The 11,981-nt window shown below is 44.9% G+C and carries 14 protein-coding genes; 7 read left to right on the top strand and 7 right to left on the bottom strand.

The window, feature by feature from the left end; translation table 11 throughout:
- Positions 1 to 22: 22 nt before the first annotated feature.
- On the bottom strand, positions 23 to 1,549 hold the full coding sequence (locus ACMQ5W_RS12345) for a phosphomannomutase/phosphoglucomutase (protein WP_419025426.1): 1,527 nt from the start codon (positions 1,547 to 1,549) through the stop codon (positions 23 to 25).
- Between the two features lie 14 nt (positions 1,550 to 1,563).
- Positions 1,564 to 1,932: a putative ABC transporter permease gene (locus ACMQ5W_RS12340; RefSeq protein WP_419025425.1), complete on the bottom strand. Its 369-nt coding sequence runs from the start codon at positions 1,930 to 1,932 to the stop codon at positions 1,564 to 1,566.
- 109 nt (positions 1,933 to 2,041) lie between these two features.
- Here ACMQ5W_RS12340 and srtB point away from each other — a divergent pair, with 109 nt between their 5' ends.
- Positions 2,042 to 2,791, top strand: a complete 750-nt coding sequence (srtB, locus tag ACMQ5W_RS12335) for a class B sortase (protein ID WP_419025424.1) — start codon at positions 2,042 to 2,044, stop codon at positions 2,789 to 2,791.
- The gene (locus tag ACMQ5W_RS12330) at positions 2,791 to 3,177 is read left to right on the top strand and encodes a hypothetical protein (protein WP_419025423.1); all 387 of its coding nucleotides are present in this window, start codon (positions 2,791 to 2,793) and stop codon (positions 3,175 to 3,177) included. Before srtB ends, ACMQ5W_RS12330 begins: the two co-directional genes overlap by 1 nt.
- 46 nt (positions 3,178 to 3,223) lie before the next feature.
- On the opposite strand, the gene ACMQ5W_RS12325 is transcribed toward ACMQ5W_RS12330, so the two are convergent.
- From ACMQ5W_RS12325 to ACMQ5W_RS12310, 4 genes are all read right to left on the bottom strand, one after another.
- Positions 3,224 to 4,090, bottom strand: a complete 867-nt coding sequence (locus ACMQ5W_RS12325) for a MerR family transcriptional regulator (RefSeq protein WP_419025422.1) — start codon at positions 4,088 to 4,090, stop codon at positions 3,224 to 3,226.
- Between the two features lie 147 nt (positions 4,091 to 4,237).
- Positions 4,238 to 4,789 carry a phosphoribosyltransferase family protein gene (locus tag ACMQ5W_RS12320; protein WP_419025421.1) on the bottom strand — a complete coding sequence of 184 codons (552 nt, stop codon included), beginning with the start codon at positions 4,787 to 4,789 and terminating at the stop codon, positions 4,238 to 4,240.
- A 157-nt stretch (positions 4,790 to 4,946) separates the two neighbouring features.
- On the bottom strand, positions 4,947 to 5,516 hold the full coding sequence (locus ACMQ5W_RS12315; protein ID WP_419025420.1) for an HDIG domain-containing metalloprotein: 570 nt from the start codon (positions 5,514 to 5,516) through the stop codon (positions 4,947 to 4,949).
- A 45-nt stretch (positions 5,517 to 5,561) separates the two neighbouring features.
- Complete coding sequence (locus ACMQ5W_RS12310; RefSeq protein ID WP_148493925.1) at positions 5,562 to 6,497, bottom strand: DMT family transporter; 936 nt, start codon at positions 6,495 to 6,497, stop codon at positions 5,562 to 5,564.
- A 154-nt stretch (positions 6,498 to 6,651) separates the two neighbouring features.
- On the opposite strand from ACMQ5W_RS12310, the gene cobT reads away from it, so the two are divergent.
- The 5 genes from cobT to ACMQ5W_RS12285 are packed head-to-tail and all read left to right on the top strand — an operon-like array spanning position 6,652 to position 11,223.
- Positions 6,652 to 7,785: a nicotinate-nucleotide--dimethylbenzimidazole phosphoribosyltransferase gene (cobT, locus tag ACMQ5W_RS12305; RefSeq protein WP_148493926.1), complete on the top strand. Its 1,134-nt coding sequence runs from the start codon at positions 6,652 to 6,654 to the stop codon at positions 7,783 to 7,785.
- On the top strand, positions 7,785 to 8,336 hold the full coding sequence (locus ACMQ5W_RS12300; RefSeq protein WP_148493927.1) for a bifunctional adenosylcobinamide kinase/adenosylcobinamide-phosphate guanylyltransferase: 552 nt from the start codon (positions 7,785 to 7,787) through the stop codon (positions 8,334 to 8,336). Before cobT ends, ACMQ5W_RS12300 begins: the two co-directional genes overlap by 1 nt.
- Positions 8,333 to 9,088: an adenosylcobinamide-GDP ribazoletransferase gene (locus ACMQ5W_RS12295; RefSeq protein ID WP_419025419.1), complete on the top strand. Its 756-nt coding sequence runs from the start codon at positions 8,333 to 8,335 to the stop codon at positions 9,086 to 9,088. Before ACMQ5W_RS12300 ends, ACMQ5W_RS12295 begins: the two co-directional genes overlap by 4 nt.
- A gap of 33 nt (positions 9,089 to 9,121) precedes the next feature.
- The gene (locus tag ACMQ5W_RS12290; RefSeq protein ID WP_148493929.1) at positions 9,122 to 9,502 is read left to right on the top strand and encodes a bifunctional adenosylcobinamide kinase/adenosylcobinamide-phosphate guanylyltransferase; all 381 of its coding nucleotides are present in this window, start codon (positions 9,122 to 9,124) and stop codon (positions 9,500 to 9,502) included.
- Entirely contained in the window at positions 9,502 to 11,223 is a 1,722-nt protein-coding gene (locus tag ACMQ5W_RS12285) for an aldo/keto reductase (RefSeq protein ID WP_419025418.1), read from the top strand. Before ACMQ5W_RS12290 ends, ACMQ5W_RS12285 begins: the two co-directional genes overlap by 1 nt.
- Positions 11,224 to 11,348: 125 nt before the next feature.
- Here ACMQ5W_RS12285 and ACMQ5W_RS12280 read toward each other — a convergent pair whose 3' ends face one another.
- Positions 11,349 to 11,723 carry a helix-turn-helix transcriptional regulator gene (locus ACMQ5W_RS12280; RefSeq protein ID WP_419025417.1) on the bottom strand — a complete coding sequence of 125 codons (375 nt, stop codon included), beginning with the start codon at positions 11,721 to 11,723 and terminating at the stop codon, positions 11,349 to 11,351.
- Between the last annotated feature and the right edge of the window lie 258 nt (positions 11,724 to 11,981).

Raw genomic sequence — 11,981 nt, 5'->3', positions numbered from 1 at the left:
GTGACGGCCTTTTATAGTGCTTTTATAATTTTGAAATATCCAGCTCTGCATAAGTCGCCAGAATCGGCGTTAACAATTTCCTGATCGCCTCACAGCCGCCTTCTACATCGGATTCAATATTGAGGGGCATGATCGGATCATGCAGCGACTTGCGAAGCAGCATCCATCCCTTTAGAGAAGGGGTATCAAAATTGATGCGAACGCCTTCATAGTTCGGTGTGACGAGAGAAGCGCCCTGCAGCCGATCGGATGCGACGAGTGTCTGCAAATCATCGATAATCTGATTGCCGTAAGCTGAAAAGTCCTCCGCTAAAATCGGAAATCTGACTTCTATAGATTCCGCAGGCATTTTCATAGTGGCAATCAACGCGGAAATACCCTGACCCGCCTGATGGAGTTTTGCCGCTTTGATGACGATTTTAGTGGCGAGATAAGCGCCGTCGTCGAGGAAGTAGTTTTCTTTGTATGCGGCGTGGCCTGAGGTTTCAATGGCTAACTGGCTGTCAATCCCAGCTTGATTTAGTTGGATGGATTTGTTAATCACGTTTTTATACCCTCGCTTGAAGCGCAGGTGCTTAAGCCCCAGGTCCTTTTCGAGAAATGCAGTCAGCTGATTACTGGTGATGCTGTCTGTAACGACGGTGGTTCCCGGATGAGCCTCGGCGATCAGTGCCGCCGCCATGGCAACGATGCCGTTCCGGTTAATTTCGCGGCCTTTTTCGTCCACCGCAGAGGATCTGTCTACATCGGTATCAAAGATGAGGCCAAGATCTGACTTCACCTCTTTGACACGAGAACAGATTGCCTCCATCGCTTTCTGATCTTCCGGGTTCGGGGCATGATTTGGAAAGTTCCCATCGGGTTCCAGGTACTGGCTGGAAGAAATATCAGCACCTAGAGGTGCTAACACCTTAGTGGCGAAGAACCCGCCGGAACCGTTGCCCGCATCGACGGTAATTCTCATACCTGCCAGTGGTTTTTCGCCCAAGCCTGCACCTTCAGCAATCAGCTCACGCAGATGGGCCGAATATGTATCGAGAAGTGGGATTTTTTCCACTTCTCCGGGCTCACGGCCCTGTATGGAATTTAATATCGAGTCTGATTCTGCAAAGGTGATGATGTCCGTAATGTCGCCCTTGTCCAGTCCGCCTTCACAGTCGAAGAACTTGAATCCATTTCTGTTAAAAGGGAGATGGCTGGCCGTCACCATGATAGCGCCGTCACATTGATACTCTGCAAAGATTGTTGACATGAACATGGCTGGTGTTGAAGCGATGCCTGCATCTAAGATTCTGCAGCCGTAAGAAACTAGCGCCTGGCAGAATGCATCAGCCAAGCCGGGACCTGACAAACGCGGATCGCGTCCGATGGATATAGTCAAAGAAGCTGGATCTTTTCCCGTCTTTGAAGACAGCCAGTAAAGAAAGGCTTTTGCGAGGCGCATCGTTGTTTCCTTGTCCAGGTTGACAGTTTCGCCAGGGACGCCGTCAATTGCAACTCCCCTGATATCGCTGCCATTTTGTAACTTGCTATAATCATATTTTGACATAATTTCTTCTCCTGCTAAAAAAGTATATTCCTATTATATTTTATCAGGGAGAAGAAGGCAAGGCATATTGCAAACCAGTATGCCGTATAAAGAGGGCAGATCTGCCCGAGTACATTGCCAGGACGAGAAGAATAGTCCCAAACATCCCAATGCAGCCAGAGATTGACGATGACACCCATCGAGAACTCGTATGCGGTGATAATCAAAGCGCCGAGCAAAGCGGCGAGTATAACATTCATATTAAATAGAAAAGGAATCAGAAGATAGAACGTGAGTACGACAGCACCGCCTGTCAGCACCATGGTCCAATGGGTCCAGCCTCGATATATAAATTCTGTAAGGCCGTAAAAAGCTCCACCCAAAACAAATACTATTAATTCCATGATTTTAATATTGGAATCGGCGGCCTTTTTTATACGCAAAAGAATGAAAAAGAAATGGAAATGTGATACAATACTTTATAGTCGGATGAATAGAGGAGAATGTATCACTATGACAAAAAAAGAAAAGAAAAAAAGCACGTTGCTTTATCGAATGATTCTCTTTATTTTGATACTGATTATTGCGTTTAGTCTTTACAAGATTGGAACGATTTTATATGAATATCACGTAGGAACGAAAGAATATGACAGTGTACAGGAACTTGCGGGAACGCAGGCAGAATCATTTACTGGTGAAGTGGATTTTGACGCATTGGTCAAGAAAAATAAGGACGTCAAGGCGTGGATTTACTCAAAAGATACAGTCATCAATTATCCTGTGGTACAGGGAAAAGACAATCAATACTATCTCTACCGGATGATCAACGGCCAGTACAATGGCAAAGGTTCCATCTTTATCGACTACCGATGCGAAAAACCCTTTGCAGAGTTCAACACGATTATTTATGGCCATAGAATGAAAGATGGCAGCATGTTCAATTCCCTTACGAAATACCGGGACAAAGACTATTTTGACAAACATAAGAAAATGATGCTGATCACACCGGAGAAAAAATACGAAGTGGAAATCTTTGGTGTTGTAACAATTGCCGCGGACAGCGATAAGTACCGATATCGTTTTTCCGGAGAAAAGGATAAACAGACATACCTCGACTGGATTATTGCAAATAGTGAAATTGACACGGGTGTGGCTGCATCGCCCAGAGACAAAATCGTGATGTTGAGCACCTGCACATATGAATTTGATGATGCAAGACTGGTAGTATATGGAAAGCTTGCAGAAATGGAGGATGACGAGTAATGGCGACGGGCGTAATTGTAATCGTAGACTTAGGACATGAGAATTGCCAGATGATCAAGGAGGATGTGGAGAGTTTTGGCGTGCCGGCAGTCGTCTGCAGCCACGACGCAGACCAGGCATATCTAGACAGCCTGGGAGAAATCAAAGGATTTATTCTCAACGGCGGTCCGCACAAAACCATCAACGGATTTCGGATAGAAGCCAGCGAGGCTATCTACGAAAATGAAATTCCGACCTATAGTGTCGATCATGCAAGTTGGAAAGGTGTTGATCTGTTTACCTGGCCGAAGGATGAAGGGGAGCGGAAAGAGAGAATTGGAAAGTTCTTGTCTGATACCTGCAAACTGGAAATCTGGTCAAAGACCCACGCCAGAGGCATGCTATAAAAAAGACTACGTTTTATCAACTTGAAACGTAGCCTTTTTACGCGAGTTATCTGTGGAAGTAACATCGCAGCGCTTTTGCGATATAATCAGATGCACCAGCACCGTATTTTTGATCTACGATACCTTTGTTTGTTTCGTTTTCGTAACTTTCGATTATCATATCCCAGTAGCCATCTCCCATCTCTCTATTCATAAGAGATTGCTGGGAAAATTCAATAATTTCCGCAAGAATACCCTGCACTGCAGGGGAAGAGGCGTCCCTCGACATGTCGTCGGTCAATTGCGCATATAACTCGTTATTTTTCTTCATCAACTCGTCGATATTCTCCCTCATAGTATCAGCCTGTTCCATCAGTTCAGAAAAATGTGCCAGGTTGTCCTTCATTGCTTCCGTATATTTTTCCACGCTGCCAAATTGTTTGACAGCCAGTTGAGCTAGACGAGGCTCATCCTCCCTGACTCTTTCAATGAACTTTTCAAAGTTTTCGATGCTGCCCCAGTATTTTATTACCTGGTCCGCATCAGTTTTTTTGAACTGCTCCAATGCGTCGATATATTCGCTTAAATCAAATTCTGTGAAACTCATACATGGTTCTCCTTTCGCAAGTCTATCCAGGAGCGATATCAGCTTGTTAAGCCGGTCTCGTTTTAAAGAGAGCAGCTGCTTCTGCTTCTTATAAACTTCAATTTGGTCGAAATCTGGCTGTTCAATCATCGTCTTGATTTCTTTTAACTTGAAATCCAGCTCTTTAAAAAATAAAATCTGCTGCAGCTTTTTCAGGTCTTCATCATCGTACAAACGATAACCCGAGGAGGTAAGCTGGCTTGGATTGAGCAAGTTGATTTCATCATAGTATTGCAGAGTGCGCACGCTTACTCCGGTCAGCTTTGCAACTTGGCTTATTGTTCTCATAATCATCAGCTCCTAATTAACTTTGTCTCCATCATACAGTATCACGTAACGTGGGAGTCAACTGTTTTTAAAACAAAAATAAGAGGCGCCTCACCAGGGTCTGTCCGACTGGATTCTGTGCAAGAAGCCTCTCAATTTACATATTGATTATTTTATTGTGCCGTCAGCATTGAAGACTGGCAATTTTTCTAAGAAGCTGATATCCGTTCTGTCAGCTGCCTCACCTTCTGCCAGTACAGCCATCCTGCCGACGATATTTCCGCCTACTTGTTTTACGAGGGTTTCCAACGAAAGGAGAGATTCTCCTGTGCTGATTACGTCATCGACAATGAGGACTCGCTTCCCGCACATCATATCCGCTTCTTTTTGCCCCAGACATAAAGTTTGAATATGATCGGTTGTAATGGAGTTGACCTCTGTGGTGATGACATTATCCATATACAATTTGGCACCTTTTCTAGCGACCACATAATCATCTGTGCCAGCTTGTCTTGCCATCTCATAGGCAAGGGGAATGCCCTTTGATTCTGCCGTGATGATGACATCAAAATCCGGCGCAGCTTTCAGGAGTTCCTTGGCACATGCCCTAGTAATTTCTACATCGCTGAACATGATAAAGGCACCGATATAAAGATCATCAGTAATCTTGCACAAAGGTAATTGGCGTTTTAGTCCTGCTATTGTCATTTCGTAATACATGAATCTTGTTCCTTTCTCAAACAAATTGTAAAACCACATCAATTATTATACTCTCTCAGAGCTTCAGTTTCAACTGGCAATCAAGACCTGCTATGGGTAAAGAAAAAGCATACCAGCCGGTATGCTTTTTACGATTTGCTTTCAAGGTATATTGAGACTATTGTTCCAGTGCTGCAATTTCGTCTTCGCAGGCCTGCATGGCTTCCAGGGTTTCTTCCATGAGCTTTGGCAGTTCCCAGCCTAACTGGTCAGCACCTTTCTGGATGACTTCGCGGCTGCAGCCAGCGGCAAATCTCTTGTCTTTGAATTTCTTCTTCAATGATTTGAGATCCATGTCTTTGCAGCTGTGTGAAGGTCTGAGGATGACTGACGCTCCGATGAGCCCGGTCAGTTCATCCATGGCAAAAAGTATCTTCTCCATCTCGTGATCTGGGAACACATCAGAACATTCACCATAACCGTGGGAGACGACTGCGTGAATGATTTTCTCATCGACACCGGCTTCTTCTAACAGTTCCACAGCTTTCTTGCAGTGTTCTTCCGGCCACATTTCAAAGTCAATGTCGTGAAGCAGTCCGCAAAGACCCCAGAATTCGGCTTCGTCACCGTATCCCAGTTTTTTTGCCATGTACCTCATCACACATTCCAGGGTAATTCCATGGTGGACATGGAATTCCTCCTTGTTGTATTTTTTTAGAAGTTCTAAGGCTTCTTCTCTACTAATCATTGGTATCACTTCCTATCTTGTCATATTGTTATCCACTATTGTACACTAATTGCTCTTTCCTTGCAATCTTTCTTCTTTTGATGGAAGCTGCGAAATGATGACTGCGATGAAGATGACCACGCAGCCAAGACCTTCGTAGATGGTCAGAGATTCGCTAGCGAGCAATACGCCGAAGAGTACAGCAAATACAGATTCTAAGCTCATGATCAAAGTCGCCACTGTCGGCTCTGCATGTTCCTGTCCCAGCACCTGCAGGGTGTAGGCGATGCCAGAAGAAAACACGCCGCAGTAAAGTATCGGCAGCCAGCAGTCGAGTATATCGGCTATGACAGGATTTTCGAAAATAAACATGCAGACGATGCCGATGATCCCGGCAGTGAGGAACTGAATGCAGGACAGTTTGATGCCGTCGCATTTCGGAGCGAAATGATCGACCACCAGAATGTGACAAGAAAAGGCGACTGCGCACAGCAACACGAACATATCGCCAGTGGTCAATGCAAAGCTGCCCCCCTTCCCTGCCATGCATAACAGGTAGAAGCCGACAGCTCCCAGGGCAACGCAGAACCAGATAACTGGTTTTACTTTCTTATGGAGGAACAAACCCAGTATTGGAACGAGGACAATATAAAGCGAGGTGATAAAACCGGTCTTGCCGGCATCTGTATCAAAGAACATGCCGAATTGCTGCAGCGAGGATGCGATGCAGAGAACAACACCACAGGAAAGACCGCCGATCAGCAGGGTTTTCTTTTCTGCCTGTTTCTCTGTCTCTGTCTTCGCAACACGATCAGGGTCTTCTTTGCTGATCTTTTTGAACAAGAAGATTACAGGGATTAAAACGAGTCCGCCGATCAGCATACGGATACCGTTGTAGGTGAAGGGCTCTAATACCGTACCCGCTTTCTGGGCAACGAAGGCAGATCCCCAGATAATTGCAGTGATGAGTAACATGATGTCGCTCTTAAGTTTTTTGTTCATAAAATCATTTCCTTTTCTAATAAAATAAGTATTGCTTACAGAAATAATTATATTAAAATTAATAAAAGTTTACAAGGTAAGAAACTTTTTTTTCGCACAAAAATATGGTAAGATGATTGTACGAGTGAACAACCAGAAAAGAGGATAAGCAAAGATGAGCAATGAAAAAAAACTATTTGAGTTGATCGGAGAAATAAAGGAACTAGATGATGCAGCAATGAAGGCCGCAAAAGAACGGCAGGATTATCTGGCAAAGCCGCCGGGAAGTCTTGGACGCCTTGAGGACATTTCCATCAAAATAGCGGGAATTACAGGAAAGGCTGTTGGCAACGATGTGACCAGGCAGTGTGTTGTCATCATGTGTGCTGATAACGGCGTCGTAGAGGAGGGAGTCGCTTCCGCTCCACAGTCGGTAACGTTATCACAGACCATAAATTTCACTAGAAGATATACGGGCGTAAGCTCGATGGCCAAATATTTTGGCATAGACCTTTTGGTTACAGATGTAGGCGTTTCCATGGAGATTCCGGAAGAACTCTATACGGACTCGATGCTTACCGAGGATCAAAAAATTCCAGTTAAAATAGTAAACCGCAGGATTGCCAACGGTACGAGGAATCTGGCTAAAGAGGCGGCTATGACGAGGGAAGAGGCGGTGCGTGCAATGCTGACCGGTATCGAAGCTGTGAAAGCCATGAAGGATGCTGGCATCCAGCTCTTTGGTATAGGCGAAATGGGAATCGGAAATACTACCACAAGTTCGGCAGTGCTGAGCGCGTTGACTGGTGTCAAAGCTGAAGAGGTAGTCGGCAGGGGCGGCGGCCTCAACGACGAAGGCTTGGCTAAGAAAATTAAAATTGTAGATGATGCGGTCAATAGCTGGTGTATGGGAGACCCCATTGAGAAATTAGCAAAAGTAGGCGGATATGATATTTGTGCTATGGTAGGTGCTTTCCTGGCAGCTGGGATCTACAGAATCCCCGTCGTCATTGATGGATTTATTTCTATCGTAGCCGCCTGTGTGGCCAAAGAGTTAAATCCAAGGGCTGTGGACTTCATGTTTGCTTCCCACAGATCATTCGAAGTAGGTTATGTCATCGCTATGGACCGTCTCGGCCTGGCACCGATGTTTGATTTGGGAATGAGACTGGGAGAAGGCAGCGGCTGCCCGATCGCTTTCAAGATTATCGAAGCGGCAGTAGGGTCCATGAACTTGATGAAAACATTGGAAGAGGCGTCTATCGAGGGCGACTATCTGGAAGAAATCAGAAGGGAAAACTTGTTCTAATGAATATCTTTATCAGCGGAGGCTGCAAAAACGGAAAATCCATGTATGCGCAGAGATTGGCAAAGGAAATGGCGGACACAGAAGGAACAAAACTTTACTACATAGCGACGATGATTCCCACTGACGAGGAAGACTGCAAGCGAATTGCAAGACATATCGATGAACGCAGCGGCTGGGGGTTTGAGACGTTGGAACAGGGCATTGATATTTGCGAACTTCTCAAAGAAGGCGTTGATCCCAAGGGCGCTTTTCTTTTGGACAGCGTGACAGCGCTTTTGTCTAACGAGATGTTTCGAAGTGATGGGACTTGTAACCTGAAAGCTGGTAAAAAAGTCGCTGAGGAGTTGACGGAGTTTGCTAGAAGAACAGGAAATACCGTCTTTGTGTCAGACTATATCTATTCTGACGCCAGAAACTTTGATGCATATACGGATCGATACAGACAGTCGCTGGCTTATGTGGACAGACAATTGGCGAAGGTCTGCGACCAGGTCATAGAAGTCGCCTATGGACAAAGATATTATTATAATAGAGAAAGAGAGAACGGATGAAGTTTATTACTGGATTTTTTATGGCTTGGGGAAATTTCATCACCCTGCCATGTCCATACAAGAAGTGGGATGGGCAGCTGAAAAATATGATGCTCGCTTTTCTGCCTTCAGTCGGACTGGTGATCGGTGTTCTTTGGATGGCTGTTTTCTGGCTGCTGGTCTATCTGCAGCTGCCACCGGCTTTAATCAGTTTTGCCATGCTGTTTTACATTTTTATCGTGTGTGGATTCATGCACATGGATGGATTTATGGACTGCAACGATGCAATTCTGTCCAGGCGGCCTTTAGAGGAAAGACAGCGGATTTTAAAGGATTCGACTGTCGGCGCATTTGCGGTAGTGACAGTGGCTTTTTTGCTGCTGGCTTGGTTTGCGGCGATGCAGGAGGCAATTTACCACATCACCTATGTAGACCTTCTGATTTTGCCAGTGGTCAGCAGGGGGATCGGCGGAATGAGCGTCCTGACCTACAAGCCCATTGGTCATAGCCAGTATGTAGAGGATTACAAAGAACCAGGGCGAGGAAAATACAGGGTGGCGGTAGCAGTACAGATGCTGCTTGTTATCGGAATTGTCATATTTTTGGGCCGAGATGCTGCCAAGACTTTGATCTGTGCAGCGGTAATCGTCGTCGCGGCATTTTTTGCCTGCGCCTATGCCAGAAAGCAGCTAGGCGGAATGAGCGGGGACATCGCAGGATACACTATATGTATCAGTGAGCTTGCGGGCATCATAACCCTGGCGATTATATAAGAGTTAATAAATCAGGAAAAGTAGAGGTGTAGTATGATATTGATATTTGGGGGAGCATATCAGGGGAAACTGGAATATGCACTGAGTACCTACAAATTAGTTGAGAAGGATGTTTACCACTGTGATATGGAGTCCATGGTAATTAATTTTGATAAGAAGGTGATCGCAGATCTGGAGAAGTTCGTTCTGGCATGCGTAAAAGAGGGAATCAATGCAAAAGAGTGCTTAGAAGACAACATAGAAAAGCTGCGAGGGAAAATTGTAATCTTTGATGATATTTCCCAAGGTGTCGTACCGATTGACAAGACAGAGCGGGCATGGCGTGAAATGACGGGAAGATGTATGACTTATCTGGGACAGCAGGCGGAAGAAGTGATCAGAGTATTTTGTGGAATCGGGAACAAGGTGAAATAATGGTATCGAGAATTTATTTGATTCGGCATGGCATTACAGAGGGGAATCAGAGGCGATGGTTTTATGGAAAAGCCGATATCCCGTTAGCTGAGGAAGGAAAAGAAACCTTGCAGAGGCTGGCTGCCAGAGGAATTTACCCCCGCATTCCTGATGATGCGGATTGCTATACCACGGGGCTCCTGCGTACAGAACAAACCTTTGAAATCCTCTTTGGTGATAGGGAACATAAAGTGATTCCGAAACTGCGGGAGATGGAGTTCGGTGACTATGAGTGTCAGACTTACGAGGAACTGAAGGACTATGAATTATTCGATCAGTGGTGTTATGACGAGACAGGCGACGCGAAACTGCCGGGAGGCGAGTCTAACAATGAGTTTTATGCCAGAATTGCCGAGGGACTGAAAGAACTTCAGGGATATCATCGTCTAAAGGAATTGTCCCATCGCCACAGCGGAAAGGATGCTATTTCTGTAATAGTCTGCCATGGCGGTGTGATTTCGGCGATGATGCAGGCGCTGTTTCCTGAGGTGAATGGGAACATGTGGGATTGGATTCCCGACCCCGGCTTTGGATATATGATTGAATTTGATAAAGGAGAAGCTATCATGTATGAAAAAATAGAAGATATTAAAAAATTAGGATTTGGCTTGATGCGGCTTCCGATGAATGATGAAGAAGTGGATATCGAGCAGACCAAAGAGATGGTAGACTTATTTCTCTCTAAAGGCTTTACATACTTTGATACGGCCTACGGCTATCTGGATGGGAAATCTGAAGAGGCGGCAAAGATTGCATTGGTCGACCGTCATCCGAGAGACAGCTTCCAGTTGGCTACAAAACTGCCGGCCTGGGCAGCAGCTACAGAAACAGAGGCCAAAGAAATGTTTGAAACATCACTGCGCAGGACAGGTGCAGGGTATTTCGATTTTTTCCTCTTGCATAATCTGGGAGATACGAGAACAGCAGCCTTTGACGAGTTTCACATCTGGGATTTTCTTGCTAAGAAAAAGGCAGAAGGCAAGATTGTAAACTTAGGTTTTTCCATGCATGACAAGGCGGAGAAGCTGGAAGAAATTCTCCAGGCACATCCGGAGATGGACTTTGTCCAGCTGCAGATTAATTACGCCGACTGGGAAAGCCCTACCGTCGAAGCGCGTAAATGCTACGAAGTTGCGAGGAAATATCAAAAGCCAGTGGTCATTATGGAGCCGATAAAAGGAGGATCTCTGGCAGTATTGCCTGAAAAAATCTCGAAGATTTTCAAAGAGGCCGATGCTGACGCTTCGCTGTCATCTTGGGCGCTGCGTTATGCAGCCTCGCTGGAAGGCGTACTGACTGTACTGAGTGGAATGAGCAGCTTGGAACAGATGAAAAATAATCTGGCGACCATGGAGGATTTTGAACCCCTGAATGAAAAAGAACAAGCAGTGATTGAGAAGGCTGCTGCCGCTTTGGACGCTATGCCGCAGGTTCCTTGTACAGCATGCAGATATTGTGAGAAAGGCTGCCCGCAGCAAATTGCCATTCCAGGAATCTTCAGAGCACTGAACAATTACATGATTTATGGAAATAAAGAAGGCGCTGAAGGCAATTATGAATGGGAGACCCGTGAAGGCGGGGTTGCTTCTAAGTGCATCGAATGCGGAAGCTGCGAGGATGTCTGCCCACAGCATATCAAGATCATCAAAGAACTAAAAAAGGCAAAAGAAATGTTTGAATAACACGAGGGTGCGATGAAGCAGGCGGAGAATGATTTGGCGGGAGTCGTTGTTCTCCGCTTTTTTGTTGTGAAAAAATATTTGACGTACGGTTTGGCAACTTGAGAGCAAAAAACTCCAGAGCGCAGTTACTCTGAAGCTTTTGCTTTCTTAAATTCCCTGACTAATTCTAATATTTCTTCTGTGTCAGAAGCAGGATCCACGTCCATGGCGTGAGCAAACTTGTTATATCTTTCAAATTGCTCGATCAAAGCACATAGTACATTTTTCTGTTCTATGGTCAAGCCATCTATACGAAGGCTTTCCGATGTGTCGATCCCTAATATATAGTCAGTTGTTACTTTGAATAAACGAGATAACTCTACCAAATACTGCGTTGAAGGCACGCTGATGCCGGTTTCCCAAGCATTGATGGAAGACCTGGTCAGCCCTAACTTTTTAGATAATGCCGTCTGAGAATAGCCATCGCGTTCCCTTAAGTCCTTAATTCTTTCAGATACCATTTTTACCACCTCTCGTAAACTATAATATATTTAGAGCTGCATTGCATTATCCTTATGTGCATAATGGACGCTTTGATTGTATAATGACTGCATAAACTGATAATTATATTTGACATAAAAGGAGATAAGGACTATAATTGACAAGAATAGAAAAATAATTCTATTTGTTTTCTGATTGTTTATCTTTGGCGGTATCATATTATTTATCATACTGTCAAATTATATTTGGAACTGCTAATTGGCACAATTTGTAGAACA

It is taken from the genome of Emergencia sp., from assembly GCF_048465375.1.
Classification (GTDB): domain Bacteria; phylum Bacillota; class Clostridia; order Peptostreptococcales; family Anaerovoracaceae; genus Senimuribacter.
The sequence above is the reverse complement of the archived record's forward strand: the minus strand, read 5'-3'. Positions and strand labels throughout refer to the sequence as shown.

What these genes read in the sequence shown, in the direction of transcription:
- ACMQ5W_RS12345 (WP_419025426.1), bottom strand. Translation starts at nt 1,549, where the DNA reads ATGTCAAAATATGATTATAGCAAGTTACAAAATGGCAGCGATATCAGG.
- ACMQ5W_RS12340 (WP_419025425.1), bottom strand. Translation starts at nt 1,932, where the DNA reads ATGGAATTAATAGTATTTGTTTTGGGTGGAGCTTTTTACGGCCTTACA.
- srtB (WP_419025424.1), top strand. Translation starts at nt 2,042, where the DNA reads ATGACAAAAAAAGAAAAGAAAAAAAGCACGTTGCTTTATCGAATGATT.
- ACMQ5W_RS12330 (WP_419025423.1), top strand. Translation starts at nt 2,791, where the DNA reads ATGGCGACGGGCGTAATTGTAATCGTAGACTTAGGACATGAGAATTGC.
- ACMQ5W_RS12325 (WP_419025422.1), bottom strand. Translation starts at nt 4,090, where the DNA reads ATGAGAACAATAAGCCAAGTTGCAAAGCTGACCGGAGTAAGCGTGCGC.
- ACMQ5W_RS12320 (WP_419025421.1), bottom strand. Translation starts at nt 4,789, where the DNA reads ATGTATTACGAAATGACAATAGCAGGACTAAAACGCCAATTACCTTTG.
- ACMQ5W_RS12315 (WP_419025420.1), bottom strand. Translation starts at nt 5,516, where the DNA reads ATGATTAGTAGAGAAGAAGCCTTAGAACTTCTAAAAAAATACAACAAG.
- ACMQ5W_RS12310 (WP_148493925.1), bottom strand. Translation starts at nt 6,497, where the DNA reads ATGAACAAAAAACTTAAGAGCGACATCATGTTACTCATCACTGCAATT.
- cobT (WP_148493926.1), top strand. Translation starts at nt 6,652, where the DNA reads ATGAGCAATGAAAAAAAACTATTTGAGTTGATCGGAGAAATAAAGGAA.
- ACMQ5W_RS12300 (WP_148493927.1), top strand. Translation starts at nt 7,785, where the DNA reads ATGAATATCTTTATCAGCGGAGGCTGCAAAAACGGAAAATCCATGTAT.
- ACMQ5W_RS12295 (WP_419025419.1), top strand. Translation starts at nt 8,333, where the DNA reads ATGAAGTTTATTACTGGATTTTTTATGGCTTGGGGAAATTTCATCACC.
- ACMQ5W_RS12290 (WP_148493929.1), top strand. Translation starts at nt 9,122, where the DNA reads ATGATATTGATATTTGGGGGAGCATATCAGGGGAAACTGGAATATGCA.
- ACMQ5W_RS12285 (WP_419025418.1), top strand. Translation starts at nt 9,502, where the DNA reads ATGGTATCGAGAATTTATTTGATTCGGCATGGCATTACAGAGGGGAAT.
- ACMQ5W_RS12280 (WP_419025417.1), bottom strand. Translation starts at nt 11,723, where the DNA reads ATGGTATCTGAAAGAATTAAGGACTTAAGGGAACGCGATGGCTATTCT.